This window comes from Pseudomonas siliginis, from assembly GCF_024072275.1.
GTDB classification, from domain to species: Bacteria; Pseudomonadota; Gammaproteobacteria; order Pseudomonadales; family Pseudomonadaceae; genus Aquipseudomonas; species Aquipseudomonas siliginis.
In genome coordinates this window covers 437,844-460,941 of record NZ_CP099598.1, presented here as the reverse complement: position 1 = coordinate 460,941, position 23,098 = coordinate 437,844, and the positions used below count along the sequence as shown (strand labels likewise).

Here is a 23,098-nt window from a genome sequence, read left to right as displayed (position 1 = left end):
TCCAGCACCCCCATATGAATGGGCATAAGGCATTTTCGCCCCGCTGCGTGGAGACTCTTCCCTTGACCACCATCGTTTCAGTCCGCCGCCACGGCAAAGTCGTCATGGGCGGCGACGGCCAGGTTTCTCTCGGCAACACCGTGATGAAAGGCAACGCCAAAAAGGTCCGTCGCCTGTACCACGGCCAGGTCATCGCCGGTTTCGCCGGTGCCACCGCCGACGCCTTCACCCTGTTCGAACGTTTCGAAGGCCAGCTCGAAAAACATCAGGGTCACCTGATCCGCGCCGCCGTCGAACTCGCCAAAGAATGGCGCACCGACCGCTCCCTGAGCCGCCTCGAAGCGATGCTCGCGGTCGCCAACAAGGATGCCTCGCTGATCATCACCGGCAACGGTGACGTGGTCGAACCCGAAGATGGCCTGATCGCCATGGGTTCCGGCGGCGCCTACGCGCAAGCCGCCGCCAGCGCCCTGCTGAAAAAGACCGATCTGTCGGCGCGCGAGATCGTCGAAACCGCTCTCGGCATCGCCGGCGACATCTGTGTATTCACCAACCACACCCAGACCATTGAGGAGCAGGATCTCGCTGAATAAGCCTGTTGCGGCCCCTGTGCCACGGCTTGTTTTTGCTTGAGGACCGTCAATTATTATGTCCATGACTCCCCGCGAAATCGTCCACGAACTCAACCGCCATATCATCGGCCAGGACGATGCCAAGCGCGCCGTCGCGATTGCCCTGCGCAACCGCTGGCGCCGCATGCAGCTGCCTGAAGAGCTGCGCGTTGAGGTGACCCCGAAGAACATCCTGATGATCGGCCCGACCGGTGTCGGTAAAACCGAGATCGCCCGTCGCCTGGCGAAACTGGCCAATGCGCCGTTCATCAAGGTCGAAGCGACCAAATTCACCGAAGTCGGTTATGTCGGCCGTGACGTCGAGTCGATCATCCGTGATCTGGCCGATGCCGCGATCAAAATGCTCCGCGAACAGGAAATGACCCGCGTACGCCACCGCGCCGAAGACGCCGCCGAGGACCGCATCCTCGACGCGCTGCTGCCGCCGGCACGCATGGGCTTCAGCAACGAAGAAGCGCCGAGCTCCGATTCCAACACGCGTCAGCTGTTCCGCAAGCGCCTGCGCGAAGGCCAGCTGGACGACAAGGAAATCGAAATCGAAGTCGCCGAAGTCTCCGGCATCGAGATCGCCACGCCGCCAGGCATGGAAGAGATGACCAACCAGCTGCAATCGCTGTTTGCCAACATGGGCAAGGGCAAGAAGAAGTCGCGCAAGCTCAAGGTCAAGGAAGCGCTGAAACTGGTGCGTGATGAAGAAGCCGGGCGTCTGGTCAACGAAGAAGAACTGAAGGCCAAGGCGCTGGAAGCGGTCGAGCAGCACGGTATCGTCTTCATCGACGAGATCGACAAGGTCGCCAAGCGCGGCAATGTCGGCGGCGCCGATGTCTCCCGTGAAGGCGTACAGCGCGACCTGCTGCCGCTGATCGAGGGCTGCACCGTCAACACCAAACTGGGCATGGTCAAGACTGACCACATCCTGTTCATCGCCTCCGGCGCGTTCCACTTGAGCAAGCCAAGCGATCTGGTGCCGGAGCTGCAAGGTCGTCTGCCGATCCGCGTCGAGCTCAAGGCCCTGAGCCCGGAAGACTTCGAACGCATCCTCAGCGAACCGCACGCCTCGCTCACCGAGCAATACTGCGCGCTGCTGAAAACCGAAGGCCTGAACATCCAGTTCCAGCCCGAGGGCATCAAGCGTCTGGCGGAGATCGCCTGGCAGGTCAACGAGAAAACCGAGAACATCGGTGCCCGTCGCCTGCACACCCTGCTTGAGCGCCTGCTCGAAGAGGTGTCGTTCAGCGCCGGCGACCTGGCCAGCGCCCACGATGACAAGGCGATTCTGATCGACGCCGACTACGTCAACAGCCACCTCGGCGAATTGGCGCAGAACGAAGATCTGTCCCGTTATATCCTGTAAGCCATACTTACAGCGGTAGCGGACCCTGTGGGAGCGAGCCTGCTCGCGAAGAGGTCGTGTCAGGCGGTATCAATGCCGTCTGACCCGCCGCTTTCGCGAGCAGGCTCGCTCCCACATTTGAATCAGGGTCGCCCACACATCGGACGCCAGCCCATGAATCGAATCCCCACCGACATCAAACTGCACAAAGCCTCGAAAACCCTGACGCTCACTTACGCGTCCGGCGAGGAATACACTCTGCCCGCCGAGTTTCTGCGCGTGCACTCTCCCTCCGCCGAGGTCCAGGGCCACGGCAAACCGATCCTGCAATTCGGCAAGCTCAACGTGGGTCTTAGCAAGCTGGAACCGGCTGGCAACTATGCACTGAAACTGACCTTCGACGACGGTCACGACAGCGGCCTGTTCACTTGGGAATACCTCTACGAACTCGGCAAGCGCCAGAACGAACTCTGGGACGATTATCTTGCCGAGCTGCGCGCTGCCGGAAAATCCCGCGATCCGAACGAGTCGTTCGTCAAGCTGATGCTCTAGGCCGTGGCTCTCGCTCTTTAGAGGGCATTTTCTAACTTCATCTGTTTGAATGCTCCGCGCATATGGCCCCGGATCGGCCGCTTGCGAAAAAAATTAAACTCGGGTAACCAATGGAGCTGGCAAGTTCCCTGCAGTGCTCTACGACTGTAAAGCAGCTATGCAGAATCAACGGTCACCCGAGCAGTAGTACCCGGCATTGGCTGTGGAAGCGACAGCGTGAAACCGGGTACTCGTCTCAGGACAATGGAGCGTCGTAGATGAGTGACAAGAATAACGATGACCTGAAGTACCAAGCCTCGGAAAACACTCTGGGGCTTAACCCCGTCGTCGGGCTGCGCGGAAAGGATCTGCTGGCCTCTGCTCGGATGGTGCTGAAACAGGCCATCCGACAACCGATTCACAGCGTCAGGCACGTGACCCATTTCGGCCTCGAGCTGAAAAACGTGCTGCTGGGTAAGTCCGCGCTGCAACCGGCCGGTGATGACCGCCGTTTCGCCGACCCGGCGTGGAGCCAGAACCCGCTGTACAAACGTTATCTGCAAACCTACCTGGCCTGGCGCAAGGAACTGCATGCCTGGATCGATGACAGCAGCCTGTCCCCCAAGGACATCGCTCGCGGGCATTTCGTCATCAACCTGATGACCGAAGCCATGGCGCCGACCAACACGGCGGCCAACCCGGCGGCGGTAAAACGCTTCTTCGAAACCGGCGGCAAAAGCCTGCTCGATGGTCTCTCGCATCTGGCCAAGGATCTGGTGCACAACGGCGGCATGCCGAGCCAGGTCAACATGGGCGCGTTCGAAGTCGGCAAGAGCCTCGGCGTCACCGAAGGCGCGGTGGTGTTCCGCAATGATGTGCTGGAGCTGATCCAGTACCGGCCGATCACCGAGCAGGTCCACGAACGCCCACTGCTGGTAGTGCCGCCGCAGATCAACAAGTTCTACGTCTTCGACTTGAGCCCGGACAAGAGTCTGGCGCGCTTCTGCCTGCGCAACAATGTGCCGACCTTCATCATCAGCTGGCGCAACCCGACCAAGGCCCAGCGCGAATGGGGCCTGTCTACCTACATCGAAGCGCTGAAAGAAGCCGTCGATGTGGTCACGGCGATCACCGGCAGCAAAGATGTGAACATGCTCGGCGCCTGCTCCGGCGGCATCACCTGCACCGCCCTGCTCGGCCACTACGCTGCGCTCGGCGAGAACAAGGTCAACGCCCTCACCCTGCTGGTCAGCGTGCTCGACACCACCCTGGACAGCGACGTCGCCCTGTTCGTCGATGAGCAGACTCTGGAGACCGCCAAGCGCCACTCCTACCAGGCCGGCGTGCTCGAAGGCAAAGACATGGCCAAGGTCTTCGCCTGGATGCGCCCCAACGATCTGATCTGGAACTACTGGGTCAACAACTACCTGCTCGGCAACGAGCCGCCGGTGTTCGACATCCTGTTCTGGAACAACGACACCACCCGCCTGCCCGCTGCGTTCCACGGCGACCTGATCGAGATGTTCAAAAACAATCCACTGATCCGTCCCAATGCACTGGAAGTGTGCGGCACGCCGATCGACCTCAAGCAGGTCACCGCCGACATCTTCTCGCTGGCCGGCACCAACGATCACATCACGCCATGGAAGTCCTGCTACAAGTCGGCGCAGCTGTTCGGCGGAAAAGTAGAATTCGTGCTGTCGAGCAGCGGCCATATCCAAAGCATCCTCAACCCGCCGGGCAATCCGAAATCGCGTTACATGACCAGCGAAGAGATGGCGGCGACTGCCGATGACTGGCAGGAAAACTCGACCAAGCACACCGATTCCTGGTGGCTGTACTGGCAGGCATGGCTGGCCGAGCGCTCGGGCAACCTGAAAAAGGCCCCGACGAAATTGGGCAACAAAGCGTACCCGGCAGGCGAGGCTTCGCCGGGCACTTACGTTCACGAGCGTTAACTGACACCACCCATTGTGGGAGAGGGCCTTGTGGCGAGGGGATTTATCCCCGTTCGGCTGCGAAGCAGTCGTGAATCGACTAGCCGCGATCAGTCTGACAAATCGCGGTTTCAGGATTCGGGGTCGCTTCGCAACCCAACGGGGATAAATCCCCTCACCACAAGGCCCGCTCCTACAGGAATACGGGTGGACTTGAAATCTACAGGGCCTCACGCATGCCGCAACCGTTCATATTCCGCACCGTCGATCTGGATGGCCAGACCCTCCGCACGGCGGTGCGTCCCGGCAAGCCTCATTTGACGCCTCTGCTGATTTTCAACGGCATCGGCGCCAACCTGGAGCTGGTGTTCCCGTTTGTCGCGGCGCTCGACCCGGATCTGGAAGTGATCGCCTTCGACGTGCCCGGGGTCGGCGGCTCCTCGACGCCCAACCGGCCGTATCGCTTTCCCGGCCTGGCCAAACTGACGGCGCGGATGCTCGACTATCTCGACTACGGTCAGGTCAATGTGATCGGCGTGTCGTGGGGCGGAGCTCTGGCGCAGCAGTTTGCCTACGACTATCCCGAGCGCTGCAAGAAACTGGTACTGGCGGCCACTGCGGCCGGTGCGGTGATGGTGCCGGGCAAACCGAAAGTGCTATGGATGATGGCCAGCCCGCGCCGCTACATTCAGCCATCCCATGTGATCCGCATCGCGCCGATGATCTACGGCGGCTCGTTCCGTCGCGACCCGACGCTGGCTGCCAGCCATGCGGCGAAAGTGCGCTCGGCGGGCAAGCTCGGTTACTACTGGCAACTGTTCGCCGGCCTCGGCTGGACCAGCATCCACTGGCTGCACAAGATCCATCAGCCGACGCTGGTGCTGGCCGGCGATGACGATCCGCTGATTCCGCTGATCAACATGCGCATGCTCGCCTGGCGCATTCCCAACGCCCAGTTGCACATCATCGATGACGGCCATCTGTTCCTGATCACTCGCGCCGAAGCGGTGGCGCCGATCATCATGAAGTTTCTCGAAGAGGAGCGTCTGCGCGCAGTCATGCACCCGCATCCGACCCCGCTCGGCGGCTGATCGCGGCGGCCTGCTTTATGCAGCACTTTTCAAATCAAGCGCGCGGCAGGACGCCGCGCAGGCAGCAACCGGTAACAGCGTCTATGGTGTTCTGGTTCGGTGAGTGTGTTTTTGCCCTGAAGACGAAGGAGTGTTGAGTCATGCGCGAAAAACCAGCGACGGGCGTGGTGCCCAGCCCCGCCGTGTTTATCAACGCCCAAAGTGCGATCGCCGGTCTGCGTGGCAGGGATCTGCTGTCGACACTGCGCAGCGTCGCCGCCCACGGCTTGCGCAATCCGTTGCACAGCGCAAAGCATGCGCTGAAGCTTGGCGGACAGCTGGGCCGCGTGCTGCTCGGCGAAACCCTGCACCCGACCAATCCGCAAGACAGCCGCTTCGCCGATCCGGCGTGGAGCCTCAACCCGTTCTACCGGCGCAGCCTGCAGGCGTATCTGGCCTGGCAGAAACAGGTCAAGAGCTGGATCGATGAAGGCGACATGAGCCCTGAAGATCGTGCCCGTGCGCACTTCGCTTTCACTCTGCTCAATGACGCCGTAGCGCCCTCCAACACCCTGCTCAATCCGCTGGCGGTCAAGGAGCTGTTCAATTCCGGCGGGCAGAGTCTGGTGCGTGGCCTGAGCCATCTGTTCGATGATCTGTTGCACAACGACGGCCTGCCACGGCAAGTGACCAAGCAGGCGTTCGAGGTCGGCAAAACCGTAGCGACCACCACTGGGGCTGTGGTGTTTCGCAATGAAATGTTCGAGTTGATCCAGTACAAATCGATGAGCGAAAAGCAGTACGCCAAGCCCTTGCTGGTGGTGCCGCCGCAAATCAACAAGTACTACATCTTCGATCTGAGCCCGCAGAACAGCTTCGTCCAGTACGCCCTGAAAAACAGCCTGCAGACCTTCATGATCAGCTGGCGCAACCCTGATGTGCGCCATCGCGAGTGGGGCCTGTCGAGTTACGTCGAAGCGGTCGAAGAAGCGATGAACATCTGCCGGGCGATTACCGGCGCCCGCGAAGTGAACCTGATGGGCGCCTGCGCCGGCGGCCTGACCATTGCCGCCCTGCAAGGGCATTTGCAGGCCAAACGGCAACTGCGCCGGGTCGCCAGCGCGACCTATCTGGTCAGTCTGCTCGACAGCCAGATCGAAACTCCGGCGACGCTGTTTGCCGATGAACAAACACTGGAAGCGGCCAAGCGTCGCTCGTATCAGAAAGGCGTGCTCGATGGTCGCGACATGGCCAAGGTCTTCGCCTGGATGCGCCCCAACGATTTGATCTGGAGCTATTTCGTCAACAACTACCTGCTGGGCAAGGAGCCGCCAGCCTTCGACATCCTCTACTGGAACAACGACAACACGCGCCTGCCGGCGGCGCTGCATGGCGATCTGCTGGACTTCTTCAAGCACAACCCGCTGATCCACGCGGGCGGTCTCGAGGTGTGCGGTACGCCGATCGATCTGCAGAAGGTCAATGTCGACAGCTTCAGCGTCGCCGGCATGAACGACCACATCACGCCGTGGGACGCGGTGTATCGCTCGACCCTGCTGCTCGGTGGCGAACGACGTTTCGTGCTGTCCAACAGCGGCCACGTGCAGAGCATCCTCAACCCGCCGAGCAACCCGAAAGCTGCCTACGTCGAGAACGCCAAACTGAGCAGCGACCCGCGTGCCTGGTACTACGATGCCAGACACGTCGACGGCAGCTGGTGGCCGCAGTGGCTGGAATGGGTCGCCCAGCGCTCCGGCGCCCTGAATGAGACTCGCACCACCCTCGGCAATCCGAACTATCCACCGATGGAAGCAGCACCTGGCACCTATGTGCATGTGCGCTGACGCTCAACCGAAATTTTCTAAGAAGACTGGATGAAAACCCGCGACCGGATCCTCGAATGTGCGCTGCAACTGTTCAACGAAAAGGGTGAACCGAACGTTTCCACCATGGAGGTGGCCAACGAAATGGGGATCAGCCCGGGCAATCTCTACTACCACTTCCACGGTAAGGAACCGCTGATTCTCGGCCTGTTCGAACGCTTCCAGCACGAGCTCGCGCCCCTGCTCGACCCGCCGCCGGACGTTGAACTGGCGCCGGAGGATTACTGGCTGTTTCTGCATTTGATCGTCGAGCGCCTGGCGCAATACCGGTTCCTGTTCCAGGACCTGTCGAACCTCGCCGGGCGCTTGCCGAAACTGGCCAAGGGGATTCGCAATCTGCTCAATGCGCTGAAGCGGACGCTGGCGTCGTTGCTGGCGCGATTGAAGGCTTCGGGGCAACTGGTCAGCGATACCCAGGCATTGGGGCAACTGGTGGAGCAGGTGACCATGACGTTGCTGTTCTCGCTGGATTACCAGCGGATTCTTGATCGTGAGGGAGAGGTTCGGTTGGTGGTTTATCAGATCATGATGCTGGTGGCGCCGCATTTGCTGCCGCCAGTGAAGGTGGCGACAGAGCGAATGGCCCTGCAATACCTTGAGGATCACGACTGACCCGAAAAGCCCCTCACCCTAACCCTCTCCCGGAGGGAGAGGGGACTGATTGGGGGATGTTCGCGAGCTACGCCGACCTGAGCGAGCTTCTTTGAATCGATAATCGACTCGATTTGTTGAGGTCGACGTATGACGCAGGACACCTCGGTCGGCTCCCTCTCCTTGGGGAGAGGGCTGGGGTGAGGGGCCGCTTGGAATGCACAAACAAAAACGCCCGACCTTCACAGGCCGGGCGTTTTTGATTTGCCCTGAAATCAGGACTGACTGGATGGCGTCGACGGTGTCGATGCCGCAGTCGGAGTAGCTGCTGCCGTGGGTGCCGCAGCGGAGTTTGCCGCGTTGGCCAGAGCTGTTGGCGCAGTCGATGGTGCGGCGGCCGGTTTCGGCGCAGCGGCTTTCGGCGCGGCCGGCTTTTTCACTGCTGGCTTTTTCGCCGCAGCCGGTTTGGCCGCAGGCTTCGCAGCGGGTTTGGCGGCAGCAGTTTTCGCTGCTGGCTTGGCCGCTGGTTTTGCTACTGCTTTAGCCGCAGGTTTTGCTGCTGCTTTGGCGGCAACCGGTTTGGCTGCCGCTTTGGCCGCAGGCTTGGCGGCTGCAGTTTTTGCCGCAGCTTTCGCAGCCGGTTTTGCCGCCGCTTTGGCCAGTGGCTTGGCTGCGGTTTTCGCCGCAGGTTTGGCCGCTGCAGTTTTACTGGCAGGTTTCGCCGCAGCGGTTTTCGCCGCTACGGGCTGAGCTTTCAGACCGGTGAGTTTTTCGATCTGCTTTGTCAGCGTATCGACCTTGGCGTTGAGCGCCTTGACCTCATTGCGGCTCGGCACACCCAGGCGCGAAATCGCGCTGTTCAGGCGCTTGTCGAAAGCCCCTTCCAGCTCGTCCCACTTGCCCAGTGCGCGATCTTTCACGCCGCTGATACGCGACTTGGCCGAAGAGGTCGAATCCTCGACTTTCTTGCCGACGGCAGTCTTGGTGAGCTTCTCGGCTTTCTCGCCGTCTTTGACCAATGCATCGAAGAGTTTGCTGCCGTCAGTGTCGATCTTCGAGTACACGCCTAAACCAGCCAGCCAGATTTTGCGGGAGTAGGACTCGACCTTCCCGACCCACGAGCTGCTTTCTTTATCGGTGTTCTTTTTGCCAGCCATCCCGTTCTCCTTAAGATTTTCGCGCGACGCGTTCGAGCAATGCCGTCAGCTCATCGAGCTTAGCAGAGAGTGCCTCAACGTCATGTTTAGACGGAATGCCGATCCGATTCAAGGCGCTGGCCACACGGTTGTCGAAGGCCTTCTCGACCTTGTCGAGCTGAACTTCAACGCGACCCTTGAACGAGCTGACCTGCGTGGCCGCGTCGTCGATCTCGGCGTTGGCCGCGAGGAGTTTTTCGCTGACGGCCTTTTTGCCTTTCTTTTCAACGGTTTGACCGGCGGCGACGAGCTCCTGAAAGTACTCGCTGCCCTCCTGGCCGACCTTGGTGTAGGCGCCCAGGCCTGCCAGCCAGATCTTGCGGGCATAGGATTTGACGTCGCTCAGAGTGGAAGTCGGAGCGTCGATTTTTTTCTTCAAAATGACTTTGGCCATGGTGCACCTCACGCGCAGAAGGTTTGAGGAACTGCCGGACGAGTGTCGGGCTCAGGCACAAAGTAGGGAGAAAAATTAGAAAGGGCACCCTAACCAGCGGGAGCAACTCTAAACAAATGTGGGAGCGAGCCTGCTCGCGAAAGCGGTTTGTCAATCACGGATAATTTGACTGAAAGAACGCTTTCGCGAGCAGGCTCGCTCCCACAGGGGATTGGATTTCAATCTGGAAATCAGGCCAGGGCTTTGTCGAGGGCTTTCTCGATCTCGGCTTTGATCATGCCGCTCATGGCCGACATCATCAGGCCCAGTTCGACGTCGACCCTGATCGAATCGTCCGCCACATGCACTTCACCTTTCACGCCAGAGCGTTTGAGGTTCAGGGTGTCGCCCGACCATTGCGGCTCCAGGCCGTATTGTTCATTGAGCTTTTTGGCCAGTTTGTCGGCCTTTTCGCGGGCGGCTTCCTTGCCCAGGGTGTGGGCGCGCTCAACACTGATTTTGGCCATGGAATGACTCCTGATGATTGAATGGCTTACGTTGAATCTTGACCGCATCTGCGGCAAATCGTCCCGAAGGTTGCCCATCTTACCTTTAGCCATTCCAAGACAAAGCATGGCTTGGGGATTAGAATGTCGCGCATTCTCTTTTGGTGACAGCGATATGACTGATCAGCGCAAAGGCAGCGATGCCGAACCCACCACTCACTTCGGCTTCAAAAACGTTCCGGAAAGCCAGAAAGCGGAAAAAGTCGCTGAGGTTTTCCATTCCGTAGCCGCTAAATACGACCTGATGAACGACCTTCTGTCGGGCGGCATGCACCGTCTGTGGAAGCGTTTCGCGATCGAGCTTTCCGGCGTGCGCAGCGGCAACCGCGTGCTCGACATCGCTGGTGGCACCGGCGACCTGACGCGCAAGTTCTCGAACCTCGTCGGCCCGACCGGCCAGGTCGTGCTGGCCGACATCAACGAGTCGATGCTCAAGGTCGGCCGTGATCGTCTGCTCGATCTGGGCGTTGCCGGCAACGTCGAATTCGTCCAGGCCGACGCGGAAAAACTGCCATTCCCGGACAACCATTTCGACTGCGTGACCATCGCCTTCGGCCTGCGCAACGTGACGCACAAAGAGGACGCGCTGCGTTCGATGCTGCGCGTGCTCAAGCCCGGCGGCCGCCTGCTGGTGCTGGAATTCTCCAAGCCGACCAACGCGCTGATGTCCAAAGCCTACGACGCCTACTCGTTCGCCTTCATGCCGCTGATGGGCAAGCTGATCACCAATGACTCGGAAAGCTATCGCTACCTGGCCGAATCGATCCGCATGCACCCGAATCAGGAAACCCTGAAGTCGATGATGGTCGAGGCCGGTTTCGACCGCGTGACCTATCACAACATGACCGCAGGCATCGTCGCCCTGCACCGCGGCATCAAACCCTGATGTTGCTCACCGGGCTGCTCGCCAGCGTCGAACTCGGCCTCAACCGGGTGCTGCGTCTCGACAGCACGGCGCTGCCGCGCCTGGCGCATCTGACCGGCAAGGTGATTGCCGTCGACTGCCGCAGCCCGGCGCTGCAACTGTTCATACTGCCCAGTGACGAAGGCCTGATGCTGGCTTCGCAGTGGGCAGCGGACGTCGATTGCACGTTGCGCGCACCGGCATCTAGCCTGGTGAAACTGGCCCTGAGCAAGGACAAGACCGCCGTGCTGCATGCACCGGAAGTCGAGCTCGATGGCGACAGCGGTGTGTTGCTGGAGCTGGCCGGCGTGCTGCAGGATCTTGAGCTGGACTGGGAGTACGAACTCTCGCGCTGGCTCGGTCCGGTCGCCACGCAATTGCTCGGCGGCCATCTGCGCAGCCGCGCGCGCTGGTATCAACAAGGATTTGCCAGCCTCAACCAGAATCTTGCCGAATACCTCGCCGAAGAATCGCGCACCCTCGTCGGGCAACGCGAAGCGGAAGCGCGGTTCAGCGAACTGGACCGGATCAAACTTGATCTGGAACGACTCGAGGCGCGTTTCGAGCGCCTTTCCCGATCCCTCGACCCAAGCGATAACGCATGAAGCTGCTTGCCGTCCGCCGTCTGTTGCGCATCCAGCGCGTCGTGATCCGCTACCGCCTCGATGACCTGCTGTTCGATCTGCCACTGCCCTGGTTCCTTCTGGCCGTGCGCTTTTTGCTGCCGTGGCGCTGGCTGCCGCGCAAGCCGCTGGAACTCAATCGTGGTGCGCGCTTGCGTCTGGCGTTGCAGGATCTGGGGCCGATCTTCATCAAGTTCGGGCAGATTCTTTCGACCCGCCGCGACCTGTTGCCGGAAGACATCGCCGATGAGCTGATGCTGCTGCAGGACCGCGTGCCGCCGTTCGATTCGCAAGTGTCGATCAAGCTGATCGAAGAACAGCTGGGCAAGAAAATCAGCGAAGTGTTCAGCCGTTTCGACGTTGCCCCGCTGGCCTCGGCATCGGTAGCGCAGGTGCATGCGGCGCAGCTCAAAAGCGGCGAAGAAGTCGTGGTCAAGGTGATTCGCCCGGGCCTGAAACCGATCATCGCGCAGGATCTGGCATGGCTGTTCATCCTCGCCCGCGCGGCGGAAAAATTCTCCGCTGACGCGCGCCTGCTGCACCCGGTCGACGTGGTGCAGGATTACGAAAAGACCATTTACGACGAGCTCGATCTGTTGCGCGAGGCGGCCAACGCCAGCCAGTTGCGCCGCAACTTCGAGGGCTCGCAGCTGCTTTATGTACCGCAAGTCTATTGGGACTGGTGCCGACCGAAAGTGCTGGTCATGGAGCGCATTTACGGCATTCAGGTCACCGATCTGGCGACCCTCGCTGACCAGCGCACCGACATGAAAATGCTCGCCGAGCGTGGCGTGGAGATTTTCTTCACTCAAGTGTTCCGCGACAGCTTCTTCCACGCCGACATGCACCCGGGCAACATTTTCGTCAGCACCGTCAATCCGTGGAGCCCGCAATACATCGCGATCGACTGCGGCATCGTCGGCAGCCTGACCCCGGAAGACCAGGACTATCTGGCGCGCAACCTGTTCGCCTTCTTCAAGCGTGACTACCGTCGTGTGGCGCAACTGCACATCGACTCGGGCTGGGTGCCGGCGGAAACCAAACTCAACGAATTCGAAGCGGCGATCCGTACGGTGTGCGAACCGATCTTCGAAAAACCGTTAAAAGATATTTCATTTGGCCAGGTGCTGATGCGCCTGTTCCAGACCGCACGCCGCTTCAACATGGAAGTGCAGCCGCAGTTGGTGCTGTTGCAGAAGACCTTGCTGAACATCGAAGGCCTCGGTCGTCAGTTGTATCCGGATCTGGATCTGTGGAACACCGCGCAGCCGTTTCTCGAGCGCTGGATGCGCGAACGCGTCAGCCCGAAAGCCTTGCTGGGCAACGTGCAGAGCCAGCTGGAGCAGATTCCGCACCTGTCGAACATGGCCCGCGATCTGCTCGAACGCATGTCGCAACCCCACGCCAAAGACCCTCCGCCGCCGTGGCACAAACGCAAGGACGACTGGTTCCTGCGCCTGCTCGGCTGCGCGCATCTGGCCGGCGGCGCGATCCTCGCAGCGGGTGGTCCGTTGACCGAGTGGGCGCACTGGCCCGCCGGAATCATGGTGGCGGTCGGTTTGTATCTGGTCGTTCGCCGATAGCACGATTGAGCTGCAAGTTATAAGCTGCCAGCTTCAAGCTTGACGCTACAGGCACGCCGCAACGTGCGTTTACTTGCAGCTCGAAGCTCCTGGCTTGCTGCTGCTTTTCGAGATTTGACGATGAAAAACTGGCTGGACGAGATCAAGTGGGATGCTGACGGCCTGGTGCCGGCGATTGCCCAGGATCACAAGACCGGGCGCGTATTGATGATGGCCTGGATGAACCGCGAAGCGCTGGAACTGACCGCTGCGGAGAATCGTGCAATCTACTGGTCACGTTCCCGTGGCAAGCTGTGGCGCAAGGGCGAAGAGTCCGGCCATGTGCAGACCCTGCATGAAATGCGCCTGGACTGTGACGCCGACGTGATCATCCTGATGGTTGAACAGATCGGCGACATCGCCTGCCACACCGGCCGTCAAAGCTGCTTTTACCGGGTCTTCGAAAACGGCGACTGGAAAACGGTCGACCCGGTTCTGAAAGACCCGCACGCTATCTATTCCGCAGGACACACACATGAGTGACACCCTGACCCGCCTCGCTCAGGTACTTGAAGAGCGCAAAGGCGCAGCCGCCGACAGTTCGTATGTCGCCAGCCTGTATCACAAGGGGCTGAACAAGATTCTGGAGAAAGTCGGCGAAGAGTCGGTCGAAACCATTATTGCCGCCAAGGATGCCGCGATCAGCGGCGATTGCAGTGATGTGATCTACGAGACCGCCGACCTGTGGTTCCACAGCATGGTCATGCTCGCCCAACTGGGGCAGCATCCGCAGGCCGTGCTGGATGAACTGGACCGTCGCTTCGGCTTGTCCGGACACGTCGAGAAAGCCTCGCGTCCGTCCGCCTGAACAACTTTTAGAGAGGAATCGCCACATGGGCATTTTTGACTGGAAACACTGGGTCGTCATTCTGATTGTCGTGGTGCTGGTGTTCGGTACCAAAAAACTGAAAAACCTCGGCACCGACGTTGGCGAATCGATCAAGGGCTTTCGCAAAGCCATGAACGACGACGAAAAACCGGCCGAGCCGAGCGTGACCCCGCCGGCCCAGCCTGTGCCACCGGTGCAGCCGCAAACCACCGCTCAGGCCAACCCGCCGCACACCATCGATGTGCAGGCGCAGAAAGTCGAAGAGCCGATCCGCAAAGACGTGTGAGCACTGACTAATGTTTGGTATCAGCTTCTCTGAACTGCTGCTCGTCGGCCTCGTCGCCCTGCTGGTGCTCGGCCCCGAGCGTCTGCCGGGCGCGGCGCGCACCGCCGGTCTGTGGGTCGGCCGCCTGAAGCGCAGCTTCAACGCGATCAAACAGGAAGTTGAACGTGAAATCGGTGCCGACGAGATCCGTCGGCAACTGCACAACGAACATATTCTGTCGCTGGAGCAAGAGGCGCGGAAGATCTTCAATCCGAACCAGCAGGAGCCGACGCCGGTCGAGCCTGTGGGCGAGCAGACGATTCACAGCGCTGCCGCTCCGACTCCTGCACCTGTTGTAACACCGCCAGGACCGGCGCCGGTTACCACAGACACATCGGTTGAACACGTAGCGCCCTCCGCCGCGCCGACTACACCAGCGCCTCAAGACCCTACACTGCCGCCGCGAGCCCCATGAGCGATCTTCCGGAAAACGACCAGCACATGCCGCTGGTTTCGCACCTCACCGAGCTGCGCACCCGCCTGCTGCGTTGCGTGGCGGCGATCTTCATTATCTTTGCCGGGCTGTTCGCGTTCACCCAGCAGATCTACACCTTCGTCTCGACGCCGTTGCGCCAGTACCTGCCGGTCGGCGCGACGATGATCGCCACCGACGTGTCGTCGCCGTTCCTGACGCCGCTGAAACTGACGATGATGGTTTCGCTATTCCTCGCGATTCCGGTGATCCTGCATCAGATCTGGGGCTTTATCGCGCCGGGCCTGTACAAGCATGAAAAACGCGTCGCGGTACCGCTGCTGATCTCCAGCATCCTGCTCTTCTACATCGGCATGGCGTTCGCCTATTACTTCGTTTTTCCATTGATCTTCAAATTCTTCGCCGCTGCCACCCCGGCCGGCGTGGAGATGATGACCGACATCGCCAGTTACCTCGATTTCGTCATGACGCTGTTCTTCGCCTTCGGCGTGGCGTTCGAAATCCCGGTGGCCGTGGTCCTGCTGGTGTGGATCGGCGTGGTCGACGTCAAATACCTGAAGAAGATCCGCCCGTACGTGATCATCGGCTGCTTCGTGGTCGGCATGATCCTCACTCCGCCGGACATTTTCTCGCAGACCCTGCTGGCCGTGCCGATGTGGATGCTGTTCGAGATCGGCATCCTCTTCGGCGCGCTGGTCAGCAAGCGCGAACGCCCGGACGAAACTACGGCCGACGACCACAACGACCAGCCGCCAGCGACTCAGGCATGAACCTGCTGCTGCTCGAAGAGGCCGACTTCATTGCGGCCGACCGCGTGATCCTGCGCGACCGGCGCCTGACCCACATGCAGGAAGTTCATCGCTCGGAAGTCGGCGACAGCCTGCGCGTCGGGCGCATCAACGGGCTGATGGGTTCGGCCGAGTTGCTGCGCCTCGAAGCGGGCGAAGCGGAGCTGCGCGTCAGCCTCGATCAGCCACCGCCGGCCAAGTTGCCGCTGACCCTGGTGCTGGCCCTGCCCCGGCCGAAAATGCTGCGCCGCGTGTTCCAGACCGTCGCGACCATGGGTGTGGCCAAGGTGATTCTGGTCAACAGTTATCGCGTGGAGAAAAGCTTCTGGCAGACGCCGTTTCTGGAGCCGGAAGCGATTCGTGAGCAGTTGATCCTCGGGCTCGAACAGGCTCGCGATACGGTGCTGCCAGAGATCGTCATCGAAAAGCGCTTCAAGCCTTTCGTTGAGGATCGGCTGCCGGCGATCAGCGCGGGCACCCTCGGCCTGGTCGGGCACCCCGGCCACTTCCCGCCCTGCCCGCGCGCCCTGAACGAACCGGTGACCCTGGCCATTGGCCCCGAGGGTGGCTGGATACCTTACGAAATCGACCTGCTGGCCAAATCCGGCCTGCAACCGGTGCAACTGGGCGAGCGCATCCTGCGCGTCGAAACCGCCGTCACCGCCCTGCTCGCACGCCTGTTCTGACGCGACCCCGATCCTGTGTAGGAGCTGCCGAAGGCTGCGATATTTTGATCTTGTTTTTAAAAGCAAGATCAAAGGATCGCAGCCTCGTTGCACTCGTCAGCTCCTACAAGCCCCTACAGTCGCAGACAAGTGGCGTTACAGATTGCCACCACCCAGCCGATACAACCCCTATAAGTCCAATTAAGTGGTCCGAAGGGAGTGGTCGCATGTACCGTTGGTTAGCCGAGAGTCTTGGAAACGTCAGCGTCAAACGCAAGCTGGGCATCGGTTTCGGCCTGGTGCTGTTGCTGACGCTGTTGATCACGTTCACCGGCTGGACCGGCATGAGCGGCATCATCAGCCGTGGCGACAAGCTCGGCTTCATTTCCAGCCTCAATGAGCTGACCAAAGACCTGCGCCTGGCGCGCATGGACTACGACATGCGTCGTGGTGAACAGGGTCCGGGCGCGGTCAATGAATTGCTCAGCAAACTCGAAAGCGGTTTGCAGTCGGCACGCGGCATGATCGAGCAGCCGTCCGATGTGGCGATGGTCGACCAGCAACTGGCTGCGGTTGCCGAATACAAACGCGCTTTCGGCGAAATGACCCAGGCCACCGTGCACCGTGAAGATGCGCGCAGCAAGCTTGGCGCCAACGCTGACAATGCTGTGGCCAAGGTCGGCGAAGTCGAAAGTGCGCTGCTGCAAGGCGACAGCGTTGCGCAGTACAACGCTGTCATCGAGCTGAGCAAACTGTTGCAGCAGGCGCGCTATCAGGTGCGCGGTTACACCTACAGCGGCAAGGCCGATGCCGAGCAACCGGCGCTGACCGCCATTGACAACGCCTTGAAGAACCTCGAAAGCCTGCCGACCCGCGTGCCAGAGCAGCACATCGCCAACCTGCAGCAAGCCACCGATTCGCTCAAGGCTTACCGCGCCGCTGTCGCTCAGTTCCGTGATTCGCAGGTCAAGAACGCCGCCGCACTGGCCAACATGTCGGCTCAGGGCGACATCCTGATCGCGGCCAGCAAGAAGCTCACCGAATCGCAAACCGTGGTGCGCGACACCGATGCCGCCCATGCCAAGAACATGCTGCTGATCGCCACTGCGCTGGCGCTGGCCTTCGGTCTGATTGCCGCTTGGGCGATCACCCGACAAATCATCATTCCGCTGACCCAGACTCTGAAAGTGGCCGAGCGCGTGGCCGCCGGTGACCTGACCCACAACCTGGTTTCCCTGCGTCGCGACGAACTCGGCCAGTTACAGCGCTCGATGCAAAGCATGACCCAGGGCCTGCGCGAGTTGATCGGCGGTATCAGCGACGGCGTCACGCAGATCGCCAGCGCCGCTGAAGAACTTTCGGCGGTGACCGAGCAGACCAGCGCCGGGGTCAACAATCAGAAGGTCGAGACTGATCAGGTCGCCACCGCCATGAACGAAATGGCCGCCACCGTGCAGGAAGTCGCGCGCAACGCTGAAGAAGCTTCCGAGGCCGCTGTCGCCGCTGACCAACAGGCCCGTGAAGGCGACAAGGTCGTCGGCGAAGCCATCGCCCAGATCGAGCGTCTGGCAATCGAGGTGGGTCACTCCACTGAAGCCATGGGCGAGCTCAAGCGTGAAAGCGACAAGATCGGCAGCGTCCTCGACGTGATCAAGTCTGTCGCCCAACAAACCAACCTGCTGGCCCTCAACGCTGCCATCGAAGCGGCCCGTGCCGGTGAAGCCGGGCGTGGTTTCGCCGTGGTTGCCGACGAAGTGCGCAGCCTCGCCCAACGCACCCAGAAGTCCACCGAAGAGATCGAAGAGCTGATCGTCGGCCTGCAAAACGGCACTCAGCAAGTGGCGACGATCATGGACAACAGCCGCAGCCTCACCGACAGCAGCGTCGAACTGACCCGTCGCGCCGGCGGCTCACTGGAGAGCATCACCCGCACCGTCTCGGCGATCCAGGCAATGAACCAGCAGATCGCCGCCGCTGCCGAGCAGCAGAGCGCCGTGGCCGAAGAGATCAACCGCAGCGTGCTGAACGTGCGCGATGTGTCCGATCAGACCTCGGCGGCGAGCGAGGAGACTGCCGCATCCAGCGTTGAATTGGCGCGACTGGGCACGCATCTGCAGATGCTGGTAGGCCGCTTCAAAGTCTGAGTTGATGCACAACCTCGGTTCGCCTGTAACCGAGGTGATGCCATTCGCGAGCAGGCTCGCTCCCACAGGGAAACGCATTCCAAGGTGGGAGCGAGCCTGCTCGCGAAGGCAGCGGCGCGGTTTGCGCGTCGTAGGTAACGGGCGCGCCAATTCGGCGACGGATGCTTTGCACTGGCTTTAGGTTTGATCGGTGTTTGTTCGCAGCTCAACAGCGGACATAAAAAAACCCCGCTGAATCAGCGGGGTTTTCTCATCAGGCCGGCTGAGCCTGCAGGCTCACCGGTCGCAGCGGCAGCAACGGCGCGTGCGGATCGGCTTTCACCGAAGCGCGCCAGGCGTCCAGCCACTCGGCGTGACCTTCGGCCCAGACCTGCTCGTGCAGGCGTGCCAGTGCGACAGGGTCGCTAAGCAGTTGCAGGCGATCATGGTTGTTCAGCCCGGCCGGGCCGACCTTGATCGCGTGACGCACACGTTCCTGACGCAGCCACTCGATCGGCTCGGCCTGGCCGTGACGCGAGGTCGCCAGCGAGCACGCCAGGGCGTTCTGCTGTGGATCGACCACGGCGCGGACGAAGCCGTCGTTGAGGGCGTGATAGCGGTTCTCGTGGGTGTACTGATCGGTTGCCAGCAAGGCCTGTGGCGGATTGTATTCCTCAGGGATGAGGAACAGGCTCTCGTCACGGGTCTTCAGGCCCAGGCCGACACGGCTGGAGATCACCGATACCGGGATCGACAGCATCAGCGAACCGACGATCGGCACCAGCCACCAGAGGAAGCTCGGGTTCAGCCAGATCACCAGCAGCGCCCACAAGAAGCCCAGCAACGTCTGCGGACCGTGGCGCTTGACCGCTTCGCTCCACGGCGTCGAGTCGTCGTCACGCTGCGGCGAGTTCCAGGTCGCGGCCCAGCCGAGGAACGCGGCGAGGACGAAGCGGGTGTGGAAAATCATCCGCACCGGCGCCAGCAGCATGGAGAACAGCATCTCCAGCAGCATCGACAGGGTCACCTTGAACTTGCCGCCGAACTCTTTCGCGCCCTTGGCCCAGATCAGGATGATGCTCAACAGCTTCGGCAGGAACAGCAGCACGATGGTCGTCGAGAACAGCGCGATGGCCTTGTCCGGATGCCATTGCGGCCACAGCGGATAGAGCTGGCGCGGTTCGAGGAAGTACTGCGGCTCCATCAGCGTGTTCACCGCCAGCAGCGCGGTCGACAACACCAGGAAGAAGAACCACAACGGCGCCGACAGGTAGGACATCACGCCGGTGAGGAACACCGCGCGGTGCACCGGGTGCATGCCCTTGACCAGGAACAGGCGGAAGTTCATCAGGTTGCCGTGGCACCAGCGCCGTTCACGCTTGAGCTCGTCGAGCAGGTTCGGCGGCAACTCTTCGTAACTGCCCGGCAGGTCGTAGGCAATCCACACGCCCCAGCCGGCACGGCGCATCAGCGCAGCTTCGACGAAGTCGTGGGACAGGATCGCACCGGAGAACGCGCCTTTGCCCGGCAACGGCGCCAAAGCGCAGTGGTCGATGAACGGCTTCATGCGGATGATCGCGTTGTGACCCCAGTAGTGCGATTCACCCAACTGCCAGAAGTGCAGACCGGCGGTAAACAGCGGGCCGTACACGCGGGTGGCGAACTGCTGCATGCGCGCATACAGGGTGTCCATGCCCGACGCACGTGGCGCGGTCTGGATGATCCCGGCGTCCGGCGTGGCTTCCATCAGGCGCACCAGACTGGTCAGGCACTCGCCGCTCATCACCGAGTCGGCGTCGAGCACGACCATGTACTTGTAGTCACCGCCCCAACGACGGCAGAAGTCGTCGAGGTTGCCGCTCTTGCGTTTCACACGACGGCGACGACGGCGATAGAAGATCTTGCCGAAGCCCTTGGCCTCGCGGCAGACATCCAGCCAGGCCTGTTGCTCGGCGACGCAGATATCGGTGTCGTTACTGTCACTGAGGACGAAGAAGTCGAAGCGATCCAGATCACCGGTGGCCGCTACCGATTCGAACGTCGCACGCAGACCGGCGAATACACGCGGCACGTCTTCGTTGCAGATCGGCATCACCAGCGCAGTACGCGCATCTTTCGGAATCGGCTCGTTACCCGCGCTTTTCCCGGAGATACGGTATTTATCGTGGCCAGTGAGCAACTCGAGGAAGCCCATCAGTGCGGTCCAGAAACCGGCCGATACCCAGCAGAACAGAATCCCGAACAGAATCAGGATGCTGGTTTGCAGCGCATACGGCAGCACTTGCGTGGCGGTTTGCAGCAGCGGCTGATGCAGGACTTCTTCCAGATCGACGAACGACCAGCCCTGGTACGGCATGATGCCTTTCATGTACCAACCGGCAACGATGGTCTGGCCGAGCATCAGCAGCAACAGAATGTAGCGGCGGATCGAACCGACCGTGCGCCAGCGCGCGGCCGGCAGGACATTGGCGTCCTTCGGTGGCTGCGGCGGGTTGGTGCGCCCGGTCAGACGGCGCCAGCCACGCACCAGGATATTGGTGCGCCATGGCTCCGGCACGACCTTGGTGCGGCGGATCGGCGGGGTCGCCTTGAGGCTGACCCGACCACTGGCGTCGAGCATCAGCATTTCCGCTTCAGCCAGTTCTTCGGCAGTGCTCAGGGTCAGGCGCTTGCCCACCGAAGCCTGGGCGGCTTCGGCAGGGGCGTCGAATGTCGAGGACGACAGGCGTTCATGCAGCTCGCTGAACGACTGGCAACCCGCGAGTTCCGCGCGTTGCTCGTCGGTCATCGGCAGATGCGCCAGATACTCGGACAGAGTCTCTGGCTGTACTGGTGAATTACTCATCGGCAGGCAACTGATAGCTCCAGGTCTCGGTCAGGACTTCTTCAGTCGGCGCCGATTCCGGTGTGGCTGGGGCCGCGTCGGCAGCGACTGGCTGCTTGGCGTCTTTGTTGGCCTTGTCCTTGGCGTCGGCTGCAGGCTTGGCTTCAGCCTGTTTGGCTTCGGCGGCCTTGGCTTCCTTGTCGAGTTTTTCCTGTTGCTTGGCGGCAACCTTGTCAGCCTTGGCGACCGACGAATTGGAGGCCGGGACCGATTTGCCCAGATCCGCGGTGACCACTGGCTGAACCAGGGCGGCACGCATTTCGGTCGCTTTGCTCGGGTCCTTGATCTTCATCCGCAGGGTCAGGCGCCAGCCCTTGGTTTCCGGGTTGTAGCGCACGCTGTTCTCGACCAGTTCGGCGTTGTCACCGACGCTGACCTGACTGCGCACGTCGGCATCCGGCGTCAGTGCCGCCAGCGATGGACCTTCGAAGTCGACCAGATAGGCAACGCTGCCGTCGGGCTGACGGATCAGGTTCGATTGCTTGACGTCACCGGTCGAACGCAGGGTCTGTGCCACCCAGGCGCTATCCGGTGCATGGAGTGCTGCTTCGTCCATGGTCCAGTGCATGCGGTAGGCGAAGTCCAGCGGCTGGCCTGGCTCCGGCATTTTTTCCGGGCTCCAGAACGCAACAATGTTGTCGTTGGTTTCGTCAGCGGTCGGAATCTCTACCAGATCGACAGTGCCCTTGCCCCACTCGCCCTTCGGCTCGATCCAGGCACTTGGGCGCTTGTCGTAGCGGTCGTCGAGGTCTTCGTAGTGGCTGAAATCGCGGCCACGCTGCAGCAGACCGAAACCACGCGGGTTCTCGACGCTGAAGTTGCTCACGGCCAGGTGTTTCGGGTTGTTCAATGGACGCCAGATCCACTCACCGTTGCCGGCATGGATCGACAGACCGCTGGAGTCGTGCAGTTCACGACGGTAGTTGAGGACTTTCGACGGCTGGTTGGCGCCGAACAGGAACATGCTGGTCAGCGGCGCGATACCCAGTTTGCCGACCTTGTCACGCAGGAACATCTGCGCCTTGACGTCGACGATGGTGTCGCTGCCCGGACGCAGGATCAGACGGTAGGCACCAGTGGCACGCGGCGAATCGAGCAGAGCGAAGATCACCAGGTGCTTGTCGCCCGGCTTGGGCTGCTGAATCCAGAACTCGCGGAAACGAGGGAATTCTTCACCCGACGGCAGCGCGGTATCGATCGCCAGACCACGGGCCGACAGACCGTAGGTGTGGCCCTTGCCGACGACGCGGAAGTAGCTCGCGCCGAGCATGGTCATGATCTCGTCTTGCTTGTCGGCCTTGTTGATCGGGTACAGCACACGGAAACCGGCATAACCCAGTTGCTCGGTGGCTTTCGGATCGAATTTCAGATCGCCGAAATCGAAGCGGCTCGGATCGTATTTGATCTCCGAGACGGTATTGGTGGTGATTTCGTTGATTTTCACCGGTGTATCGAAGTGCATACCCTGGTGATAGAAGGAGAGCTTGAACGGCGTCTTCTGATCGGCCCACTCAGCCTTTTCGGTGAGGAAGCGGATCTTCTGGTAGTCCGCGAACTTCATTTCGCGGAATTCGTTCGGCAGGTTGCTGCGCGGGGCTTCGAACTTCTGCCCGGCCAGCTCTTTGGCCTTGGCCGATACGTCGTCAAGATTGAACGCCCAAAGCTGACCGGCGCTGAGCAGGCACAGGAGCGCCGAACCCGCTACCAGAGCACTTCGCATGCGTTTGGCAGACATTTTTGCTGCATTACAGGGACTAACAATCACGAGCAACCCTCGCCGAAAACAGATC

The 23,098-nt window shown here is 61.0% G+C and carries 22 protein-coding genes and 1 pseudogene; 18 read left to right on the top strand and 5 right to left on the bottom strand.

Translation table 11 applies throughout. The features are described 5' to 3' along the window. Positions 1-62: 62 nt before the first annotated feature. The 7 genes from hslV (at position 63) to NF676_RS02625 (ending at position 7,998) form a co-directional block, all read left to right on the top strand. A complete protein-coding gene (gene hslV / locus NF676_RS02655; protein WP_007968352.1) occupies positions 63-593 on the top strand; it encodes an ATP-dependent protease subunit HslV in 531 nt (176 codons plus the stop codon). A 55-nt stretch (positions 594-648) separates the two neighbouring features. Beyond that, complete coding sequence (gene hslU, locus NF676_RS02650; protein ID WP_016772060.1) at positions 649-1,986, top strand: ATP-dependent protease ATPase subunit HslU; 1,338 nt, start codon at positions 649-651, stop codon at positions 1,984-1,986. A 153-nt stretch (positions 1,987-2,139) separates the two neighbouring features. Further along, positions 2,140-2,517, top strand: a complete 378-nt coding sequence (locus NF676_RS02645; RefSeq protein WP_217864588.1) for a gamma-butyrobetaine hydroxylase family protein — start codon at positions 2,140-2,142, stop codon at positions 2,515-2,517. A gap of 257 nt (positions 2,518-2,774) precedes the next feature. Then, positions 2,775-4,454, top strand: coding sequence for a class II poly(R)-hydroxyalkanoic acid synthase (phaC, locus tag NF676_RS02640; RefSeq protein WP_041477559.1), 1,680 nt, complete (start codon positions 2,775-2,777; stop codon positions 4,452-4,454). Between the two features lie 215 nt (positions 4,455-4,669). Beyond that, complete coding sequence (gene phaZ, locus NF676_RS02635; protein WP_016772063.1) at positions 4,670-5,524, top strand: poly(3-hydroxyalkanoate) depolymerase; 855 nt, start codon at positions 4,670-4,672, stop codon at positions 5,522-5,524. A gap of 140 nt (positions 5,525-5,664) precedes the next feature. Further along, on the top strand, positions 5,665-7,347 hold the full coding sequence (phaC, locus tag NF676_RS02630; protein ID WP_122751640.1) for a class II poly(R)-hydroxyalkanoic acid synthase: 1,683 nt from the start codon (positions 5,665-5,667) through the stop codon (positions 7,345-7,347). A gap of 30 nt (positions 7,348-7,377) precedes the next feature. Continuing rightward, a complete protein-coding gene (locus NF676_RS02625; RefSeq protein WP_024011259.1) occupies positions 7,378-7,998 on the top strand; it encodes a TetR/AcrR family transcriptional regulator in 621 nt (206 codons plus the stop codon). Between the two features lie 254 nt (positions 7,999-8,252). Here NF676_RS02625 and NF676_RS02620 read toward each other — a convergent pair whose 3' ends face one another. The 3 genes from NF676_RS02620 to NF676_RS02610 form a co-directional block, all read right to left on the bottom strand. Then, positions 8,253-9,134, bottom strand: coding sequence for a phasin family protein (locus NF676_RS02620; protein WP_252877282.1), 882 nt, complete (start codon positions 9,132-9,134; stop codon positions 8,253-8,255). Between the two features lie 10 nt (positions 9,135-9,144). Beyond that, complete coding sequence (locus NF676_RS02615; RefSeq protein ID WP_016772067.1) at positions 9,145-9,567, bottom strand: phasin family protein; 423 nt, start codon at positions 9,565-9,567, stop codon at positions 9,145-9,147. Between the two features lie 230 nt (positions 9,568-9,797). Then, on the bottom strand, positions 9,798-10,073 hold the full coding sequence (locus NF676_RS02610; RefSeq protein WP_056787308.1) for a polyhydroxyalkanoic acid system family protein: 276 nt from the start codon (positions 10,071-10,073) through the stop codon (positions 9,798-9,800). Positions 10,074-10,227: 154 nt separating this feature from the next. Here NF676_RS02610 and ubiE point away from each other — a divergent pair, with 154 nt between their 5' ends. The 11 genes and pseudogenes from ubiE (at position 10,228) to NF676_RS27680 (ending at position 18,445) form a co-directional block, all read left to right on the top strand. Further along, positions 10,228-10,998, top strand: coding sequence for a bifunctional demethylmenaquinone methyltransferase/2-methoxy-6-polyprenyl-1,4-benzoquinol methylase UbiE (gene ubiE, locus NF676_RS02605; RefSeq protein ID WP_016772069.1), 771 nt, complete (start codon positions 10,228-10,230; stop codon positions 10,996-10,998). Further along, a complete protein-coding gene (locus NF676_RS02600) occupies positions 10,998-11,621 on the top strand; it encodes a ubiquinone biosynthesis accessory factor UbiJ (protein WP_016772070.1) in 624 nt (207 codons plus the stop codon). Before ubiE ends, NF676_RS02600 begins: the two co-directional genes overlap by 1 nt. Then, positions 11,618-13,222, top strand: a complete 1,605-nt coding sequence (gene ubiB / locus NF676_RS02595; RefSeq protein ID WP_252887190.1) for a ubiquinone biosynthesis regulatory protein kinase UbiB — start codon at positions 11,618-11,620, stop codon at positions 13,220-13,222. The genes NF676_RS02600 and ubiB overlap by 4 nt, the downstream gene beginning before the upstream one ends. A gap of 120 nt (positions 13,223-13,342) precedes the next feature. Continuing rightward, positions 13,343-13,744, top strand: a complete 402-nt coding sequence (gene hisI / locus NF676_RS02590; RefSeq protein ID WP_007899278.1) for a phosphoribosyl-AMP cyclohydrolase — start codon at positions 13,343-13,345, stop codon at positions 13,742-13,744. Then, complete coding sequence (locus NF676_RS02585; protein WP_003220849.1) at positions 13,737-14,069, top strand: phosphoribosyl-ATP diphosphatase; 333 nt, start codon at positions 13,737-13,739, stop codon at positions 14,067-14,069. The genes hisI and NF676_RS02585 overlap by 8 nt, the downstream gene beginning before the upstream one ends. A gap of 25 nt (positions 14,070-14,094) precedes the next feature. Then, complete coding sequence (locus NF676_RS02580; protein ID WP_016772073.1) at positions 14,095-14,376, top strand: twin-arginine translocase TatA/TatE family subunit; 282 nt, start codon at positions 14,095-14,097, stop codon at positions 14,374-14,376. Positions 14,377-14,386: 10 nt separating this feature from the next. Continuing rightward, positions 14,387-14,830: a Sec-independent protein translocase protein TatB gene (gene tatB, locus NF676_RS02575; protein ID WP_095181038.1), complete on the top strand. Its 444-nt coding sequence runs from the start codon at positions 14,387-14,389 to the stop codon at positions 14,828-14,830. Next, positions 14,827-15,618 (top strand): twin-arginine translocase subunit TatC, encoded by a 792-nt coding sequence (gene tatC, locus NF676_RS02570; protein ID WP_252887189.1) that lies wholly within the window; start codon positions 14,827-14,829, stop codon positions 15,616-15,618. Before tatB ends, tatC begins: the two co-directional genes overlap by 4 nt. Next, a complete protein-coding gene (locus tag NF676_RS02565) occupies positions 15,615-16,322 on the top strand; it encodes a 16S rRNA (uracil(1498)-N(3))-methyltransferase (RefSeq protein WP_041477553.1) in 708 nt (235 codons plus the stop codon). Before tatC ends, NF676_RS02565 begins: the two co-directional genes overlap by 4 nt. Before the next feature lie 206 nt (positions 16,323-16,528). Further along, positions 16,529-17,542: pseudogene (locus tag NF676_RS27685) on the top strand (methyl-accepting chemotaxis protein); the annotation flags it as partial. 30 nt (positions 17,543-17,572) lie between these two features. Continuing rightward, positions 17,573-18,445, top strand: coding sequence for a methyl-accepting chemotaxis protein (locus NF676_RS27680; protein ID WP_370695128.1), 873 nt, complete (start codon positions 17,573-17,575; stop codon positions 18,443-18,445). Positions 18,446-18,698: 253 nt separating this feature from the next. On the opposite strand, the gene mdoH is transcribed toward NF676_RS27680, so the two are convergent. Further along, positions 18,699-21,269, bottom strand: coding sequence for a glucans biosynthesis glucosyltransferase MdoH (gene mdoH / locus NF676_RS02555; protein ID WP_252887188.1), 2,571 nt, complete (start codon positions 21,267-21,269; stop codon positions 18,699-18,701). Then, positions 21,262-23,043 (bottom strand): glucan biosynthesis protein G, encoded by a 1,782-nt coding sequence (locus NF676_RS02550; protein WP_162098724.1) that lies wholly within the window; start codon positions 23,041-23,043, stop codon positions 21,262-21,264. Before NF676_RS02550 ends, mdoH begins: the two co-directional genes overlap by 8 nt. Positions 23,044-23,098 lie beyond the last annotated feature (55 nt).